General features: G+C 50.7%; 14 protein-coding genes. 6 read left to right on the top strand and 8 right to left on the bottom strand.

Annotation, left to right across the window (positions count from 1 at the left end; all coding sequences use genetic code 11):
• The first annotated feature begins 69 nt into the window (after window positions 1-69).
• A complete protein-coding gene (locus tag TW77_RS11035) occupies window positions 70-3,633 on the top strand; it encodes an amino acid adenylation domain-containing protein (protein WP_046005033.1) in 3,564 nt (1,187 codons plus the stop codon).
• A 65-nt stretch (window positions 3,634-3,698) separates the two neighbouring features.
• Window positions 3,699-4,190: a hypothetical protein gene (locus tag TW77_RS11030; RefSeq protein WP_046005032.1), complete on the top strand. Its 492-nt coding sequence runs from the start codon at window positions 3,699-3,701 to the stop codon at window positions 4,188-4,190.
• 233 nt (window positions 4,191-4,423) lie between these two features.
• Here TW77_RS11030 and TW77_RS11025 read toward each other — a convergent pair whose 3' ends face one another.
• The 3 genes from TW77_RS11025 to TW77_RS11015 form a co-directional block, all read right to left on the bottom strand.
• The gene (locus tag TW77_RS11025) at window positions 4,424-5,848 is read right to left on the bottom strand and encodes a hypothetical protein (RefSeq protein WP_046005031.1); all 1,425 of its coding nucleotides are present in this window, start codon (window positions 5,846-5,848) and stop codon (window positions 4,424-4,426) included.
• Window positions 5,849-6,068: 220 nt separating this feature from the next.
• Window positions 6,069-6,962: a GTP cyclohydrolase FolE2 gene (gene folE2 / locus TW77_RS11020; RefSeq protein WP_046005030.1), complete on the bottom strand. Its 894-nt coding sequence runs from the start codon at window positions 6,960-6,962 to the stop codon at window positions 6,069-6,071.
• Between the two features lie 16 nt (window positions 6,963-6,978).
• Window positions 6,979-8,310 carry a dihydroorotase gene (locus TW77_RS11015; protein ID WP_046005029.1) on the bottom strand — a complete coding sequence of 444 codons (1,332 nt, stop codon included), beginning with the start codon at window positions 8,308-8,310 and terminating at the stop codon, window positions 6,979-6,981.
• 199 nt (window positions 8,311-8,509) lie between these two features.
• Here TW77_RS11015 and TW77_RS11010 point away from each other — a divergent pair, with 199 nt between their 5' ends.
• The 3 genes from TW77_RS11010 (at window position 8,510) to TW77_RS11000 (ending at window position 12,461) form a co-directional block, all read left to right on the top strand.
• Window positions 8,510-10,663 carry a M3 family metallopeptidase gene (locus TW77_RS11010; protein WP_046005028.1) on the top strand — a complete coding sequence of 718 codons (2,154 nt, stop codon included), beginning with the start codon at window positions 8,510-8,512 and terminating at the stop codon, window positions 10,661-10,663.
• Window positions 10,664-10,783: 120 nt separating this feature from the next.
• Entirely contained in the window at window positions 10,784-11,458 is a 675-nt protein-coding gene (locus tag TW77_RS11005) for a DUF1826 domain-containing protein (protein WP_046005027.1), read from the top strand.
• Window positions 11,459-11,558: 100 nt separating this feature from the next.
• The gene (locus tag TW77_RS11000; RefSeq protein ID WP_046005026.1) at window positions 11,559-12,461 is read left to right on the top strand and encodes a GTP-binding protein; all 903 of its coding nucleotides are present in this window, start codon (window positions 11,559-11,561) and stop codon (window positions 12,459-12,461) included.
• A gap of 27 nt (window positions 12,462-12,488) precedes the next feature.
• On the opposite strand, the gene TW77_RS10995 is transcribed toward TW77_RS11000, so the two are convergent.
• From TW77_RS10995 to TW77_RS10975, 5 genes are all read right to left on the bottom strand, one after another.
• The gene (locus TW77_RS10995) at window positions 12,489-12,878 is read right to left on the bottom strand and encodes a MerC domain-containing protein (protein ID WP_046005025.1); all 390 of its coding nucleotides are present in this window, start codon (window positions 12,876-12,878) and stop codon (window positions 12,489-12,491) included.
• Window positions 12,879-13,079: 201 nt separating this feature from the next.
• Window positions 13,080-13,814, bottom strand: a complete 735-nt coding sequence (locus tag TW77_RS10990; protein WP_046005024.1) for a hypothetical protein — start codon at window positions 13,812-13,814, stop codon at window positions 13,080-13,082.
• A 33-nt stretch (window positions 13,815-13,847) separates the two neighbouring features.
• A complete protein-coding gene (locus tag TW77_RS10985) occupies window positions 13,848-15,443 on the bottom strand; it encodes a motility associated factor glycosyltransferase family protein (RefSeq protein ID WP_342626730.1) in 1,596 nt (531 codons plus the stop codon).
• Window positions 15,444-15,573: 130 nt separating this feature from the next.
• Window positions 15,574-15,948, bottom strand: a complete 375-nt coding sequence (locus tag TW77_RS10980) for a hypothetical protein (protein ID WP_046005022.1) — start codon at window positions 15,946-15,948, stop codon at window positions 15,574-15,576.
• Between the two features lie 124 nt (window positions 15,949-16,072).
• Window positions 16,073-17,572 (bottom strand): calcium-binding protein, encoded by a 1,500-nt coding sequence (locus tag TW77_RS10975; protein ID WP_046005021.1) that lies wholly within the window; start codon window positions 17,570-17,572, stop codon window positions 16,073-16,075.
• A 212-nt stretch (window positions 17,573-17,784) separates the two neighbouring features.
• Here TW77_RS10975 and TW77_RS10970 point away from each other — a divergent pair, with 212 nt between their 5' ends.
• On the top strand, window positions 17,785-19,074 hold the full coding sequence (locus TW77_RS10970; protein ID WP_052713148.1) for an FG-GAP repeat protein: 1,290 nt from the start codon (window positions 17,785-17,787) through the stop codon (window positions 19,072-19,074).
• Window positions 19,075-19,286 lie beyond the last annotated feature (212 nt).

Below are 19,286 nucleotides of genomic sequence, written 5' to 3'. Positions count from 1 at the left end.
GCTGACCTGACTCATTCAGTGTCCGATTAAATATCGACCAGCCTGATAATAACAACAAAGGAAATAATTATGAGCCACGTACCGGACTCGTTCGCCTCACCTAAGCAAATGCACTCGCAAGGTATAAGCACAACGAATGATGTGCAGCCTGAGCACGATTCAGTCTTCGCTTCATTTACCGCTCGGGTACAAATTCACCCTAACAAAACTGCCCTGATCGATGGCACACAGGAAATAAGTTATCAGCGATTGTTACACCGCGCAGAGGCAATTGCCGCTAAACTGGCAAACAGCGGCATTGTGCCCGGTGCATTGGTAGGTGTGTGTATGGAGCGCAGCTGGGAGCTGGTAGCCACTTTGCTCGGTGTGCTCAGAGCGGGTTGCGCTTACGTGCCGCTGGATCCGGCTTATCCGCGTGCCCGGATTGACTATATGCTGGCGCACAGTAAAGCTGCGGCGGTGATTGTGGATGGCAGTGCGTCAGCCGAGTTATGTCAAAGAGCGAGTACACACATTTTGCTGGCTGATATAAACGATGAGCCATTGTCTCTGTCAGCGCCTGAATGTGAGCCACAAGCACTGGCTTATGTGATTTACACCTCGGGGTCGACAGGTGAGCCAAAAGGGGTGGCGGTCACACAAAGCAATGTTCTGGCGATGTGCACGGCCATGGGCGAGTTACTTTGTGAGGAAGAGCTGAGCGGTGTGCTGGCCGCCACCTCGGTGTGTTTTGACCCATCAGTGATGGAAATCATCGGCACGCTTTTGCTCGGTGGTACGGTGGTGCTGGCAAAAAACATTCTGGCATTACCTGATTTACAGCGCATAGATAAGGTCAGAACCTGTATTGCTGTGCCCTCAGCCATCCGGGCCATACTCAGTGGCTATACGCTGCCCAAAACGTTGCGTTGTGTGATTTTTGGTGGCGAGGTGCTCAGTCCCGCACTGGTTAAACAAGTGTATAATCAGCAGCCTGGCCTGCGGGTGATCAATGTCTATGGTCCAACCGAAGACACGGTTTTTTCGACGGCTGCACAACTGCACCCGGACATGGTTGAAATCACCATTGGTAAGCCTGTGGCAAATACCCGCGCTTACGTGCTGGATAAAGACCTGCAGCCGGTTGCCGAGGGCGAGGCGGGTGAGCTTTACCTTGCAGGAGACAAGCTGGCGGCGGGTTACCTGTTTGATAAACCGCGCACAGATGCGCGCTTTGTTACCCCAGCACCAGATAGTGGCATTGAAGAGTCGCGCTTATATAAAACCGGTGATGTGTGTCAGTGGACCAAACATGGCGAATTGCGCTTTATATCCCGGGTGGATCAGCAGGTTAAAATCCGTGGCTTTCGCATTGAGCTGGAAGAAATCGAAACGGTGCTGTGTACTATGCCGGGGATCGCAGCGGCCGCTGTGAAGGTGTTGGAGGGAGAAAGCCGGCAGGCCAGATTACATGCTTGTGTTGTCTTTCAGCAGGGGGAAGTGCTCAGCCCGGATGTGATTTTATCCTTTGTGGCCCGTCATCTGCCAAATCATATGGTTCCAAGTAATGTTTGCTTTGTTGATGCATTACCTTATCTGCCCAATGGCAAGCTGGATCGCAGTCGTTTACCTGATATATCGCAGGTTCGAGAACCACGGGAGTCATGCAACACTGGCGATTCTGAACAGGCAGCAATAGAGATGATCTGTGATGAGCTAAGTACTTTGCTTGGCTATGACGCTGATGCTGTGTTGTCGCAAACCTTTGAGCAGGCAGGGCTGGACTCATTAACGACGCTGGAGTTGAGTAATCGTCTGAGCAATGTACTGAATGTGGCTTGCTCCGTGCAGGCTATTTATGAGTTTAATACGCCTCAGTGTCTGGCTCAGCATCTGCTGAGTTTAAACGCTGGTGGCTCATTAACGGCCCAGCAGAGCCCGCTTCGCGATACGCTTGAAGAGCTGCAATTTCAATTGCGCGCCAGTCATCCCCCTTTTGCTTTGGCCAAGGCCGCGTCGTGGTCAACCGCGGATAAAAGCAAGCTAGTTCAGGCCGCCACTCAGATGGTGAGTAAGCGTCGCGCTAATCCTTATAGTAAGGTGCTGCGTACTGGAAGTGGTACGCGCGGTACGGTCGCCGATGCCCGGCACAGCGATACCCGTGAGGCGATTATCTGGACCACCAACTTATACCTGGGACTAAATCGGGATGCTGCGGTCATTGACGCTGCGCGTCAGGCCGTGACTGAGTTTGGCACTGGCATGGGCACTTCTGCGGCGGCGTCTGGGTTAACGGATCTGCATGTGGCGTTTGAACAAGAGTTTGCCAGCCTGGTGGGAAAGCCCGCCGCCTGTTTATTTCCAACGGGCTATACCGCCAATGTCGGTGCGGTAGCGGGATTACTGGGTGAAAACGATGTGGTGGTCATCGATCAGCTATGCCATGCCTCCATCGTTGATGGCGCACGGTTATGCGGTGCTAAAGTACGCACCTTTAAACACAATGACGTTAACGATCTGGCCTCGGTGCTTGAGACTGAGGCCTCTCCCTATCGCACCGTATTGGTGGTTATCGAAGGCGTGTACAGCATGGGAGAGGGCGCCGCGCCTGTGGCCGAGATCGTTCGCACGGCTAAACGTTATCAGGCACTGGTACTGGTTGATGAAGCGCACTCCTTTGGGTTTTATGGTGAGTGTGGCGCCGGGATCTGCGCTGAGCAGGGGGTAAGCGACGAGGTTGACTTTATCATGACCACACTGAGCAAATCGCTCGGTAGTCTGGGTGGTGTGATTGCGACCAGTGCGGAGTATGTTGAGCTGTTAAAGGCCTCGTCCAGGGCCTATATCTTTCAGGCTTCAGTGAGTCCGGCAGACATTGCCGCGGCGCTTGCGGCACTGCAGCGGCTCCGTGAGGATGACTCACTGCGTGAACGGTTGTGGGACACCGCCCGTTATATGCGGACCCAATTCAGTGCTGCCGGGTTTGATTTGGGCAGTGGGGATGGGCCAATAGTGACCCCACATTTTGGCGACAAAGACAGGCTGTATGCAATCGTGCAGCGTTTGTTTGAAAAGGGTATTCAGGCCTCAGCCGTGACTTATCCGATAGTCGAAACCGGCCGCGGGCGGTTGCGTTTTATCTGCTCTGCTGCGCACACCAAAATTGATGTGGATGCGACGCTGGTGGCGCTGCAAGACGCCGTACAAGAGGTAGATGCCGTGTTAAGCAGGCCCTCAACACCTGAATCAAAGCATTCGGTTGAGGCAACTAAACTGGATAACTGGTGGGCTACATTTTTGGCCTATCTGCAACGTTGGCAAAAGGCGCAGCCCGGCAAAGCGCCTGACTTACAATTGGAGATCAGCACACCGGGCAGCAGACATACGCTGGCTTTGTTGCAGGGCACTGTTAGCACGGACAGTAAAATCATGGCGCAGTTACCCATATGCCGCATACATTTCTTGACGTCAGAGGCTGTTGTTGCACTGACAGACACGAATGTTCAGCGGCTGTTGCAGAGTGTATGTGACGGTGAATGCGAGCTAAGTGGTCAGAGCGAAGTATTCAGCTGGCTAATAGGCCGTTTACTGGCATTTGCCGCCGAGCCTAAATCAGTCACTGTGATGTCTGAAAATGTCGAGATTTCGTTATAAATACACTGTTTACTTATACAGCACCACTGCTAGAGTAGTGTGCAATTAAGATAATGAAATAAGGGATGATGATGCTTCAAACCAACGCACCAGGCGCACCCGGCGACTTCGATTTTATGATTGGCCAGTGGTCGGTACAGCACCGCCGCCTGAAGGACATACTCAATGGCGGCGATGAGTGGATAGAGTTCAAAGGGGAGTCATCAACGCTCAACACGCTCGGCGGATTAGGCAATGTGGAAGACAACCACCTGCATTTTCCAGAGGGCTCTGTACGGGCAAAGGCGATTCGTTCATATAACGAGCGTACCGGCCAGTGGTCAATCTGGTGGCTGGACGGGCGCAACCCAGGGGTGATGGATACGCCTGTGGTGGGGGAGTTTCAAGATGGCGTAGGGCGCTTTTATGCCGACGAGGAATATCACGGCGAAGCCATTAAAGTGCGCTTTATCTGGGATGCCACTAATCCGGAACAACCGACCTGGGCACAGGCTTTTTCCAAAGATGGCGGTGAAAGCTGGGAAACCAACTGGGAGATGAGATTTACCCGCCTCTAACCGTTAAATGTACTAGCTCAGACTGACCTGACAGTTACCCGTTTTTCAATCGGTGACTGTCAGCCTGGATTTGACTTTGGTTTTTTCATTGCCATGTAAATGCACTTGCGCACCGTCTGGCAGAGCACTGCATCGTTGTGGCAAAAACTACTCACCGACATCACCGGTCAGCTCAGTGCGCATACAAAAGCGCTCACCTGCTTTATCTACAAACTCATTGTTGCGCACCATGTTCATTTAGCTGGTAGATTGTCGGGAGTGTGCTCTGCAACCGCTTGCTCGTACCGTGAAGGATAGCCACGGCGTTCAATCAGCGCCTGCAATGCTTCTGGTGATGCTGGCTGGTGCTTTTTTGGTGTTTCAATTTCACTGTAGTGAAACACCCTGAACTGGCTGGTGTCGAAGGTGTCAAAATGCGGTTCAAAATTATCCCGGATCTGTGCCCATTGGGCAGCCTGTCGCTCAGCGGTTCTTGTCTTACCTTCCTCAAGTTTGTCGACCAAGTCATCCAGCATACTTGCTTTATTATTGCTCCGTTCCTTATCCCACTCAAGCCACAACGCCGTACGTTCTTGTGCAGGCTGTTGCCGCAACAGGTCAGCCGCCTGATTGAGCTGTTTGGCACCGTGTTGATTGTAAAACGACAACATGCTGCTGAGTAAATTAGTGCGACTGGCTTCGCTGTCAACTTTGGCAGTATAAAAGTAATAGAGTTCGTTGTCGCTGCGCTCATCATGTGAATAAAACTCGGTAAACTGATATAAATCTGACTGCTCACCAAACAATGAAAAAACCGCCTGGGTATCTTCGGCTTGTTGTGTTAGCAATGACATCAGCGACTCGCGCTGATTATCTTCGACCAGCGCCGCCATATCGACCATACCACGTGTTGTGGCATAGTCACTGGTGGCTATTCTCTCCTGCAATACCTTAAGTTCATCTGCCGACAATGTTTGCGCTGCTTTGCCCAGTTGCGTGACCATCTGACCACCCAGGCGTTGGTGATGCAGGTAGGCTTCGTGTGCATTGTAAGACCCCGGTTTCTGACGCCGTGGCTCATCCGCGCTATAACCTGCCTTTGATGCCAATGAATAGCGCCCATCCTGCCATCTTGCCCAGGTTTCCTGAGCACCTTTGTCAATTAACTGGGCATTGATCTCAAGGGTCGTAATGCGTTTTTCTTCCGACAGAGTCGACAAATCATGAAGGTAGTCTGAGACCACACCATAATCGGTCTGGTACTGACCCCTTTGTTGTTCGCTGAGTTCAAAAGCACTGTCTACCAGCATTTCAACATGCGCCGTATCCAGCGACTGTGTCATCGTTAAAAAGGACTCATCTACCGCAATAAAACGCAGTTTTTCCTGATGGTGGGTGGACAATTGGTTAAACACCGCCATAAATTGCTCTACCTGCTCCGGCGAGTTCAATTCACTGTATGCTATCACTTCGCCCTGCTCGTTGAGTTGTGCCTTCTGCAACAAGCTTGTATCTAACAAGACCTGCTGCGGCTTTTGCATTAAAGGGTGTGCATTGCCCGTGATGTTTGCATGCCAGTCATGCGTAGATGAAGGGTCTGAGGGCGTTAATGTATCGGCTTGTGGCTGCACTGGGGTGGGCGACAGCACAGGCTGAGCGCCATAGTTGGTCACTTTCATATCATTCCTTGTTTATGACATTACGCCTATAATAACGGCAGCATGCAGCATTTTATAAGCCCAAAGTGCTATTTTTAATGTTATTAAGTGAGCTGAGCTCGAAACGGGAGCAGATATCTAGTCTGAATAGCGGTACAGGGTTCAGAAGGGGATAGGTGAACACGCTCTGTAGCATTGGAAAAACACCCAGGCAGCCCGCAGCCTGGGTGTGTCGCTTTTCTTAAGATTTTCGGTCGTAAACGACCGCATTGTGGGCATGTAAACTTTCCTGATGCTCCACTTTAAACTGGTAGTCCGCCACCTCTGAAATGGACTCCAGCGTTGCTTTAATACGCCTTGCCGCGTCTTCACAAAACATCAGGTTTTGTGCGTTCAGTGCTGCAAATGCCTGCTCATCTTCGCGTTTCACCGCCGTTTGTACTGGTGTTGCCAGCGTTTCTTCAAACAGTGCAAGCCAGTGCGCCAGATCCGGCAAGTGACCGCCAGCCAGGTCGGCTTCGATATAGGCATAAGAGCGCTGGCTGTGTGGTGTTGCGACAGAGCCGTGCGGTCCTTTCAGCCATTCCAGCAGCTGAGCTTTATCTATGTTGTCATGACCGGCAAATTGCTGTGCCACTGTCTCGCTTAGTAACTGGCGAGACAAAGCCGCTGAGCACGGGCAAGTACTGCTGTAGGTAATGGTACTGATGAGCTTGCAGTGGGTTTTACCTGCAAGGTGCTCACAGTGCAACTCTATCGGATAAGCATTGTAGCCGCTGTAGCTGCTTTTCAGAGCCGGTCTGTTCAATGGCAGCTCAAACTTCAGTACTAACTTGGCAGACTGACTGAGACCCTGTTGAGACGCGACTATCTCTTTGAGTACCTTGTCGAGCTGTGCGAAAGTGAGTTCTGTCCCCACCAATGCTTGGTTGGCAAGCAGGTATAGACGTGACATATGGATACCTTTTGCACCTGTATCCAGGCTGACAAAAACGTCCATAAGCGTGTTGATGTTGACGCTGATCTGATCGCAGCGCACCTGCATGGGTAGGGCAATTTTTTCCATCCCAACCCACTTTAATGGGCTCTGGCTGTCTGGCTCAAAATGGCTCGCAATATCGGGGAGTTGCATCATGGTTTATGACTCTCACTTAACGGTTAAAACGTAATGCCTGTGCGGCATTGTGACGTGTGTTGACCTTGTCACCATCAAATACCAGTTCGCCATTTACAAAGGTGGCGCAGATCTGATGAGAGAAAGTGGTGTTATGAAACGGACTCCACTTACACAGGTAGCGGGTTTGTTCGTGATGTACGTAGGTTGAGCGAGTTGGATCAATTAAAACCAGATCGGCAAAATACCCTTCCTTGAGGAAACCCCGCTTGTTGATGGCAAAGCGGGTTGCAACATTATGTGCGGTTTTCTCGACCACCTGTTCAAGTGTCATTGCGCCGCGTTTAACCTGCTCCAAAAGGGTTAGCAAGGCATGTTCAACCAGTGGCAGGCCTGCCGGGGCTTGCGGGTAGGGCACGTTTTTTTCTTGCCAGGTATGCGGGGCATGATCGGTGGCAATGATATCAATGCGTCCGTCATGCAAAGCTTTTAGCAAAGCAAGCCGGTCGGATTCGGCTTTAATGGCCGGGTTACATTTGATCAGATTGCCAAGCGCTGGATAATCTTGTTCGTTAAACCATAAATGATGAACACAGGCCTCGGCCGTGATGTGCTTTTCTGCCAAAGGGGCGCTGCTGAATAAGCTCAGCTCTTTTGCCGTGGTTAAGTGCAACACATGCAGCTGGGTATGGTATTTTTTAGCAAGCGCCACGGCATAAGAAGACGACTGATAGCAGGCTTCGTCATCGCGGATCATCGGGTGATGGATGATTTGCGGTGTGCCGTATTGTTGCTCAATGCGTGCATTATTTTGCTGGATCACTGAACCTTGCTCACAGTGCGTCGCAATCAGTGTGGGACACTCTCTGAAAATTGCATCCAGGGCTGCGGGGTGCTCCACCAGCAAATCGCCGGTTGAGGCACCCATAAACACTTTAACCCCGCACACGGATTGTGGGTCAACGGCTTTGATCTCATCTAAGTTATCGGGCGTAGCGCCCAGGTAAAAGGCATAGTTTGCGACTGAATCTCGCTGTGCAATGGCTTGTTTGTCTGCGAGGGCCTGGCGGGTCGTTGTGGAAGGGGAGACATTGGGCATTTCCATAAAACTGGTGATCCCGCCGGCAACGGCGGCCGCTGATTCGCTGGCAATGGAGCCTTTATGCGTAAGGCCCGGTTCTCTGAAATGTACCTGATCGTCTATCATGCCGGGCAGTAGCCACATGCCCTGAGCATCAATGACTTCTTCACTGGGTTTGGCGGATAAATCCGGGCCAATTTCAGCAATAACCTGGTTTTCAATTCTGAGATCTGAAATGTAAAGCTTACCTTCATTCACTAAGGTGGCGTGTTTTATTAAGCGTGCCATTGGTATCCTGATTAATTATACAGATAAACAAAAACTTAAGGCTGCTGCGCTGGGCCACGACGCAGGCCCAATTGATATTTCGCGCGCTTTTTATTGCGTACCCAACTCACATATGGGCCTGTTTAGCGCAACAAAGATTGTTGATTGTTTTGTTATATTATAACATATTCGTTCTATTTTACAGATGAGAGAAACAACGATGAAAAAGTTGCTAGCACTGGCGGTGAGTTCCGCCTTACTTGTAACGGCCTGCACGGGCGGGGATCGTACTTCAGGCTTGCAAAAAGGCGCAGCCTCTGCGACGGTAACTGAAGGCAACCCACTACTGGTATCGAGCACATTGCAATATCAATCACCGGATTTTAATACCATCAGCGACGCACACTTCGCGCCGGCATTTGAGCAGGGCATGGCTGAGCAAATGACTGAAGTGAATGCGATTATCAGCCAAACTGATCCTGCCAGTTTTAGTAATACCATTGTTGCGCTGGAGCGAAGTGGTGAATTACTAAAGCGGACCCAGGCGATATTCTTTAACCTGTCAGGCACCGACTCTAATCCAGAGCGCCGGGCACTGCAGTCTGAACTGGCGCCCAAACTGGCCGGTCACTACGACAACATCTACCTGAATAAAGCTTTGTACGAGCGCGTGGCCCAGGTTTACGGGCAGCGTAATGCGCTTAATCTCAGCGCAGAAGAAAAACGCCTGACAGAAGTCTATTACAAGCAATTTGTTAGGGCGGGTGCCAAGCTGACGGACGCGCAACAAACAGAGATCCGTGAGATCAATGCGGCTTTGTCGTCGTTGACCACGCAGTTCTCGCAGCACCTGCTGGCACTGTCTAAGAGCAATGTGGTACTGGTTGAAGACAAAGCTAAACTGGCAGGCCTGACAGATGCACACATCGCGCAGCTGGCACAAGCGGCTGAACAAGCCGGGCATCCGGGACAGTATCTGATCAAAATTACCAATACCACTCGACAGCCTATTCTGGCTAAGCTCGAAGACCGTCAGTTACGTGAGCAAGTATGGCGCGCATCTGCTTATCGTGGTTTAAAAGGTGAAAACAACAATCGTGAAATTGTCGCTCAGCTGGCACAGCTCAGAGCAAAAAAGGCGGCGCTACTAGGCTATGAGAGCTGGGCGCATTATGGCCTGGATGAGCAAATGGCCAAAACACCCACGGCAGTGTATGACATGTTTGCCAGCATGGTGCCTGCGCTGTTGAAAAACGTGGAAGCCGAAGCACAGGCCATCAAAGATAAAATTCGCGCTACGGGCGGCGACTTTGAGCTACAGGCCTGGGACTGGTTGTACTATGCCGACAAGGTTCGTCAGGATAAGTTCGACCTGGATGAGTCTGAGGTTAAAGCCTACTTTGAATTTAATCGCGTACTGGAAGATGGCCTGTTTTTTACCATGGAGCGTTTGTATGGCGTAACCTTCAAGCCACGCAATGACATTCCGGTTTACCACCCGGATGTGAAAGCCTATGAAGTCTTTGATGCCGATGGCACCAGCCTGGCACTGTTTATGGCCGACTACTTTGCTCGCGACGGTAAACGCGGTGGCGCCTGGATGAGCTCGTTTGTACAACAATCCGGTCTGGACAAACAACGCCCGGTTGTTATCAATGTGATGAACATCGAAAAAGCGCCAGAAGGGCAGCCAACATTACTGAGTTACTCCGAAGCGACTACCATGTTCCACGAATTGGGCCATGGTCTGCACGGCATGCTGTCTCAGGTAACTTACCGCAGCTTAGCGGGGACGTCTGTATCCCGGGATTTTGTGGAGTTCCCGTCAACGTTTGAAGAAGACTGGGCAATTCACCCGGAAGTCATTCAGAACTATGCCAAACATTATCAAACCGGAGAAGCGATCCCACAGGCCCTGCTGAGCAAAGTCATTGCCAGCCGCAGTTTCAATATGGGCTTTGATACACTGGAATATGTAGCGGCAGCGCTGCTGGATATGGAGTGGCACGCACTGGCGGCGGACGCGCCTTTGCAGGATCTGGTAGAGTTCGAACAAGCTGCACTGAGCAAGCATGGCGTGAACATCGATTATGTACCACCCAGATATAAGTCTGCGTACTTTGCGCACTCAATGGGAGGCGGCTACTCCGCGGGTTACTATGCCTACATGTGGAGTGAGATCCTGGCGGCCGATGCCTTTGCCTATGTGCAGTCACAGGGTGGACTCAATCGCAAGATTGGTACGCACTATCGTAAGAATATTCTTGAAGTGGGTAACTCCCGCGACCTGATGGAATCTTACAAAGCCTTCCGTGGCGCAGAGCCAACCACCGAAGCGCTGCTTAAGCGCCGCGGACTGAACGTCGCGCCTTAACTCCAACGCCTAAAGGACTACCACCAGGTAGTCCTTGTCCAGCTTACAATCTTTAGATATGTTATACTGTAACCTTTGTTGTGAGTAGCGACCAATCAGGCGCAGATGTAGGAGAAGACCATGACTAATGCTTTAGCCGCCAATGACAATCCAGCAATCCCGGCCAATCGGTTTGCAGCCATATCCTCTGAGCCGAACATACTGACGGATATCTATCGCGAAGAAATCAACCTGAGCGTCTGGCAATGTACGCTGAGCCAAGCACTTAATTCAGAAGTGGCGGATCTATTGAATACTGCCAGCGAGTTGCAGCTGTCGATTGCCCTGACGCCCGAGCAAACAATAGACGAGCTGCGCGGCGCATCAGCTTTGTTCGCCGATAAGCCAGCGCTGAGCGCTCACCTGGCAATGCTGGTGGATATGTTCTGTACGTTGTTTGAGCTCAAGCGCGCCGGGCTCAGGCTCACTCTGCTCAATAAAGCCATGTGTCCTAAATTCCATGTTGATCACATCCCTTGTCGGCTGGTGAGTACGCTCGGTGGCGTGGCCTCTCAGTGGCTACCCCACGACAAAGTGGATCGCAGCAAACTGGGGTTGGGAAGCAAAGGCAAAAAGGACCACGAATCGGGTATTTACAGCTGTGGTTCGGACATTCAGCAACTCAATACCGGCGATGTTGCCCTGTTAAAAGGCTCCGGCTGGCTTGGCAATGAACAAGGCGCACTGGTACACCGTTCTCCGGCACCCGCAGCGGGTGAAACACGCCTGTTGCTTACCCTGGACTTTATTGACTGAAGAGCTAATCAGGGGGTGTGACAGTTTTAACGTACTGGATTATAGTCGAGCGTATGTCAGGCAATGACTGCCTTGTAGGTGGCTGGAGAGTAAAATAAGTATGGAACCTGTCCTTGTATTGGTGGGATTTTTGGGCGCAGGCAAAACCACGTTGTTAAAACGCCTGCTACTTGAGGCTCAGCAAGCCGACTGGGACCCCTATGTGATCCTCAATGATTATGAGCATGCCGAACTGGATGCAAGGCAGCTGGCCGGACAGTTGAGTGAGGGGGCGCTAAAACCGCTTGATGGCAGCTGCATTTGTTGCAGCGGTATCACGGCATTGCGCGACAGTATTAATCGCATTCCACAGCGCAAACAGGGGATCACCCTGATTGAAGCGAATGGCACATCCGATGCCTGCCGTTTAATGGGGTTTTTGGGTGTGGGGCTGGATACTCGTTTTAAACCACCGGTACAAATTGCGGTGGTCGATGCCAAAAACTGGCAACGTCGAGGTGAACATAATTTACTGGAAGCCAACCAGGTTCAGGTTTCTTCGCTTATTGTGCTCACACATACCAAAGACTTATCGGAAGCGCGCATACAGACTGTTAAGGATGAACTGCACCAGGTGAATCCGCACGCAACAATTCTGCGCGTCAATGAACTTGCACTTTGGCAGCTGCCAGAGCTGTCGCCGGTATCGGGCAGTTTTGATGCATTTGAGCATCAAAAATCTCACTGGTCGTCTTGCTCTGTGGCGTTACCTGCTTTGCCAGACGAGGCCAGTATTAAGGCTTTGTGTGAGCGCATTCCCAAGACCATTCTGCGCGTTAAAGGCTGCACACAAATTGGTACAAGTTCTGATTACACCTACTTTGAGCGGTGTCCGGATGGTGCCGTGTCGATAAGGCCCTTTAAAGGGGAGCCGGTTACGGGAAGTAAATTGCTGGTCGTTGGCCCGGGGAGTGATCCTGGCAAATTGAATGAGATTGTTACTCAGGTTTTGGCCGCACAATGAGTGCACTGTGCGGCTATGCAGACGGTGTTAGTGGCACCGCCCAGTTTGGCACAAGTTAAAGTTTTTATAGTGGCTTATCACCAGCAACACGCTGCCCAAAATGGTCAACAGCTTTTCCCCTTCCTCAGCCATTAAGTCATGGGCAAAAAATGCAGCGAAGAATAACACGCCGATACCTGCGGTGCCGTAGCCTAGAATGCGCCACTGATTGTGCTTTTTACACCCCAAAAATAACGCGCTACTGCTGGTCACCAGCACACCGACAAGTAGCCAGCGATGAAATGCCTCATCCGACAGGAAGGTCGCACCAAATGCCGGAAGCAGAGCAACCAACAGAGGTACAAACAAGCAATGCATAACACACATTGCAGATAAGCCAATGGCATATTTGTCCAGCCTTTCAGACAGGTTTCGCATGGTTTCTTTACCTTGATTATTGACGCAAGTGCTTGCGCTGAGTGAGCAAACAATCAGTCTCGCATTTGGTTTGTTATATTATATCATTTTAAAGGGGTTGAATAGTTTAACCGGGATGAAAACATGACAGGACGAATGGCTTGAAGGTGATAACAAGCCTGGGCAGGGTTGCCCAGGCTGAGATAAGGTCGACAGAGCTATTTAGTAGTCGTAACCTAAGGAGTCTGCACAGTACTCACTGTAGTAGGCGCTGTCTCCTTTATAGTAGGCGCGGATCTCACCCTGATATTGTTTTCTAAGTGAGGTTGTACCGTAAAACTCGTACTCTCCTGCACTGGCATCTGTTTTTAACAGTCTGATCCGCTCTTGTTTATTGCTCTGATAATCATTCAGGTTCAGCCTTAACGCCTGGAACTTTTCACCATGCGTGTCTTTGCCGTAGTGACCTTTCATAATGTATCTGCGCGAATATTGGTTTGAATCGAATGCTGAGTTAGCACCGATGATCATGTGTCTGCTTGATTTGACACACACTCGCAGGTACTCCTCGAAGTCGCCCAATGGATCGCGTTTGATCTCCATGTAGAGTACACCCAGGTGGATAAAGTCACCACTCATAGGGTTTGTGTCGTTGGTTGGGAATGGCGTAAAGTCATCAGGGCGAGTGCCTGCACCAGATGAATCACCCGCACCAACTGAATCGCTGCCGCCGAAAGAATCATTTGCGCCAAATGAGTCGTTTGCACCAAAAGAGTCGTTGGCGGCGAATGAATCATTCGCCATCAGCGTGTCATCAAATGCTTGCTGCTCAAACCCTGTTTCGTGATAAGGGGCCTGCTGACCATCAATAATCGCATCTACCGTATTTGCGATAGATTTGCCTGCGGTGGTGGCAGCAAGTGCAACAGGTAGCACAGTCATAATATTGAATTTCATTTTCTATCCTTATGGTTACTTTGGAGGTTATTGTCACAGAGACAATTTTGTTAAAACGCTTGTACAAAATGCATCCAGGCAGGATTGCAATTCAGTGTAATAGGCCTGGTTTTTTTCTGCTGGTAAGTGGTTGATGTGGCTTGCTACTTGGCAATTCAGGTACTTGATTGAGCCACTGAGTACAACATGGCTTACCGCCAGCTCAGGGTGACTGCTTAATTGCTGAAGCACTGCTGTCAGGGCACTTTGTATCTCAGGTATTGAACGAGAATGCTTGAGTGTGTGTTGCAGGTGTTTGAGCAGCGCAGCGCCGGCTTTTAACATAGTCGTCGCGTCGACAGAGCCTGGCTTGTGAGCACTGGCATAGGCATGCAGCGTATCCCTGAGGGCGTCCAAATTTTGTTGAGTGAGGGGGATGTCTCGCAATGCGATACTCTGCGCCCCCTGAATATAGGCGCCATGACTGGCGTTATCTACACGCAGCTGCGGCTGAGTGCGAATAAGCGCTTCCTGGGCTAATCTGGACTCATTGTAAATTCTTGAGGTGTAGACCGAATCACAGAAATTGCCGCGAACACTAAACTCAGCAGCAAAACTGGCCAGAGACAGCGCGCTGTCGGGGTTAAAGTAACCTGAGTGCTGGCTGTGATGTTGTTGCGGTGTTTCATAGCCATAATCACAGCCGAGCAAGATCAAATGATGAAAACCGAGTCGACACAAGGCGGATGTGGCCATATTGGTTACTGTGGGGTTGCAATGAAATAAAGGCTGCAACGCCGGATCCCTGGTAGCAAGCACAGAGGCACCCAGATCGTTACCTTTGGCAAACAGCAGACGATAGGCAAACTGATCAACAAAGGTTGGGTAGAGGGTGTTTAAACCGACCAAGACAACATTGTTAAGCCTTGGATCGGTCAGTTGCGCCTGCTTGAGGTAAAACGTGGCTGGCGTGCGCTCCATCTCGATTTGCAGATCAGGTACTATCTCGTTGTGCAGTAATGCGTTTAAGGCCGTACCGCAGGATGCGATCAGCACTCGCTCACGCACTGATTTCAAATAGTCTATGTCTTTATCGAGTGACGGACCGTTACCAACCACCACAACCGGGACGTCTTTATAGGCTGCCAGCACATTACTATGACTATCAATACTGTGTTTCTGGCTATTGCTTTGGGTATGCGTCAGACCCATCAATTCGTCTTCTACATAACCCCACATACTCAGAGCACTGTTTCGCCAGGCTTTAAACTCAGACAGGATCTGATCAAATAACGGATGTGAATAGTGCCTAAATACACTGACATCAGCCACTATTTGTGGACCGTGTTGTTTTATCAGTTGCTGGAAAGCCTGTTCAAAGTGTGCAAATTCATTGCAATTTAGTACAGAGAAAGTGCCATTACGTTGTTGGCAGAGGTGCTCTATTTCATACAAGTTACTGTGCATGCAGGTCATCGCCCATTGCTCAGCATGCGGTTCGATCACTATCACATCGCTATAATGAATGTGCTGCAGCAACTCACTAATGTGATAGCCTGCGCCACTTCCCAATACGATTAACGTGCCGCGCTGTGGTTTGGAGTTTGGCCGCCACCCCAGTTTAGTCGCATGTTCATTGAGCCTGTTTATGGCTTGTTGTCATTGTTTATTCAGACTGTTGACTAATCCTATAGTATTGGAAGGTGATTCTGTACGTTTTAGGCAGTTGTACGTGTACTATATGTAGAGCACCATCAAGAGGTGCTTTTTATGGCACGGATTAACGAATTGCGGTCATTACCAGCAGCCCACTCACCACAGCAAACAATAACCACGACCAGTGCTTTCCTCTTGATAAAATCAGCGCCAGTAAAGCGTGTAACGCGAATGTCGCCGCAATGATTTGCAACAGCATAGCGGGTGTGAATTCGGGTGATGCCAGTGCCAGCAAAAGTGCAGCAAACCCCAGCCAGGCAATGGAAGTCAGGTGCCAGGCAAAACGCAGCGTGCGAATGGTAAAATCGCTGCTGCCAAACAGCTGTGGCAGGTTATCGCGCTTAAACAGCCGGATGAGGATAAAGCGCTCACCCAGATAGGAATGAACCAGTGAGACCAAAATGAGTAGTGCAGCGGCGAGGTAAAGCAGGAAAGTCATAACACGTCCCGGTGTTGGCAAGTCAGAGTATGACTCTATTTGTACCCTAAATGTCTGGTGATCACCAGTGACTGAGCGCTGCGTTGTTTATGCCCAACCTCCCTGTCAGGCTGAGTATATGAAGTTAACTACAGCTAATGGAGTCACCACTGCTGTTATAGCAGGTCTCAGTTTGCTGAATAATGTGGCGGCACATATAGGCCACATTGTTTTCCATACAGTTAAAGTAAGTGCCATAAATGCCTGAGCTTCCGACATTATAATCAACCCGCCACTCATAGTAAGAGTATGGCAGCGTAGACTGATCGCTCAGCCAGCGGCCAAAGACAGCACTGGATACAATGTCATATAACGGCGTTGGGCGTACACCCAGACTACGCCAGCCATTGTTGTAGCCCGAATATTCACCAGACATTTCAACTACGGCATTGGCGGCGTCATAATAGGGGTTATTGAAGTTGCTTCTTTTATCTACCTTAGACAGCAAGCCCTGATAGTCTTTCACCCAGGTGGTGCCTTCACAGCTGTTCAGGAACACCATGCCCTTATCTTTGCCTTTACCACAGGTGCCCTGAGGCGCAGCGTCGGCACTCCAGATGTAATCGGCACTTTTTCCGCCGTGAATTTTGGCCTCAAAGCCACTAGAAGAAGTGATGATCACATCATTGTCTTTACCGCCTTCCTGATTGGAGTTTTCGCTATTGGTAAAGAGGATGTCATCGCCATTGTTCCCCCAGGCTTTGTGCCAGCGCAGGCCGTTGGGGTTGCTTTCACCATTTTCGAACAAGGCATCATTACCATTGCCCCCGTGCAGGCGATCTTCACGGCCACCATTGCCGGTCAGATAGTCGTTGCCATCCTCGCCATACAAAGTGTCGTTGCCTTTGTCGCCACTGAGCACATCATGGCCTGCGCCGCCGTAGAGTTTATCGCTGCCATCACGATTGCTGTTACAGCTACTTTGCTCATAAATATAGCCATTGTTGGCATTGGCCAGGCGACAGCCGCCACCCAGGTAGTCATTGTCGTTGCCACCGTAAAGCACATCCGAACCCTGACCACCCATCAGCAAGTCGCCACCATCATCGCCCCACAGGGTGTCGTTGTTGTAATCGCCAAACAGTTTGTCATGGTGATTGCCGCCCTTGAGCTGGTCGTTACCCCAGCCGCCGTAGAGCGTGTCGCTGCCGTCTTCACCAAACAATTGGTCGTTACCACTGTTGCCCTTAAGCGTATCGTTACCCCGACCACCGTAGAGACGATCGTTCTGATTGCCTGAGATCAGGGTGTCGTTGCCATATTGTCCGTACAAGGTTTGCGACACCGAAATACTGCTGGCATTGAACGAATCGGCGCCATTGCCCAGGCGTGCTTCAAGCGCACTGATCTGGCTCATAAAAAAGGTTTCACAGCTACTGCTGCTGCCCACTTTGCGGGTCACAGTCAGGGTATCGCCCGATTTACTGAGCGTGAACTGTTCGCTGTGGCGTGAACCTGCAACTTTCAGTGTCTCGCCGTCCAGATAAGCCGAGGCACCACCGGCAAGGCCGCTACAGGCCGCCATCGCCTGGCCCGAAGCCGCCAGGATAACCGCCAGACAGAGCGCATTTAACTTGGTATTCATTGTGAAATCCTTAGATTTTATAGTTTTGGGTTGTTCCTGCCTTAGGGTAGCGGACAAATTTGCACGCAATATGGAGCTGGTGGCTCAGTATAAGGGGATGGATCTGCATGTCGGCGTTTGGAAAAGCCTCAGGGAGCCATGTACAGACTATTGAAAAATAATCAAAAATCAGACAAGTTATGCAAGAATAAATCATAAGAAAAGGAAGGAACGTGACATTAAGACTAATGATAAGGCTGAGCGCCTGCGCCATACTGACGGCACTTGCAGGCCACTGCTTTGCCCAAGACAGGTTGCTGGCCAATGATGGCAGGGCGCAAGATTATTTTGGCTACGGCGCGGCAATTGATGGTAATACCGTGCTGGTGGGCGCACATCAGGCCGATGTAAATGACATCAAAGACGGCGGTGTCGGGTATGTGTATGTGCTCGGTGATAAAGGCTGGCAGCAACAAGCTAAGCTGGTTGCAAAGCCACTGTCTGCCGATGACACGCTCGGTGGCAAGGTGGTCCTGAATAACAATATTGCCATGCTCGGTGGTATGAGGCGCGATGACAAAGGTAAAGACGCCGGCGCGGTGGTGGCCTTTGAGCGCAATGCTGGTGCATGGACACAGGCTCAGATAGTGACCGCGCCCGATGCCAAACCCGGTGATGCCTTTGGCCAGAGCCTGGCATTGACAGACACGACACTGGTCATTGGCGCACCACGCAACGATACAAAAGCGAATGACGCAGGCGCGGCCTATATTTTTCAGCGCACCGGGGATAGCTGGCGCTACCACAGCAAAATCATGGCCAGCGATGGCGCTGCGGGCGACTTATTTGGTATCGACGTCGCGATAGATGGTAACACCATTGCAGTTGGCGCTGACTTACATGATAAAACCGCAGAAAACGCCGGTGCCGTGTACGTGTATGTGCTCGAGGAGAATCAATGGCAGCAGCAAGCCAAGCTGATGGCCGCCGATGGTGGAGACACCGATATCTTTGGCGTCAGGGTCGCAATTTCCGGAGACACGGCACTCATCTCTGCGAGGCGGGATGATGTAGAGGGCCTGGGCGTGGATGCAGGCTCTGCTTATATTTTTGAGCGAACAGGCACGCGCTGGACGCAGTCTCAAAAGCTCACATCACCGGATGGCGCAGCCGATGACCGCTTTGGCCGCGGTGTGGCACTGAGCGGCGATACCGCGATCATCAGCGCCATGAATCATGATGCACAAGGCAAAGACACCGGTGCGTTATATGTCTATAAAAAACATGCCAATGGTTGGCACTACTCATCCAAAGTGGCCGCGAAAAATGCGCAGGCAGGCGACCAGTTCGGCTGGAATGTCGGCCTCTCCGGCGGCAAGGCCGTGATAGCCACCCCGCATCATGACGCCAACGGCAAAGAGTCCGGTGCGGTCTATGTGCAAGATCTAAATCAGTACGGTGCGTTTCATATTGAAAACCGTATTTCTTTTGCGGAGAAAGGGAAAATGAAGTCTTCGCGGTAGTGCCATTTGTAAGCTCCTTTAGATAAAGGAGCTGAATTCATTAAATAGTTATGAGGATCAAGCTATCCAAGTTTAAAAATAAATCAGCTGAAAAAATAACTGTCACAAGTTAGTGTTTAACTTTAGCGATGAAAATACGCACTTTCATCACCACCTCAGAAAAGCGTAGTTTTCGTTGGTAGTTTGAATTTGCATAATATCGTGGGGGTAAG

It is taken from the genome of Pseudoalteromonas rubra, from assembly GCF_000967655.1.
In the GTDB taxonomy this organism is placed as follows: Bacteria; Pseudomonadota; Gammaproteobacteria; order Enterobacterales; family Alteromonadaceae; genus Pseudoalteromonas; species Pseudoalteromonas rubra_A.
The sequence above is the reverse complement of the archived record's forward strand: the minus strand, read 5'-3'. Positions and strand labels throughout refer to the sequence as shown.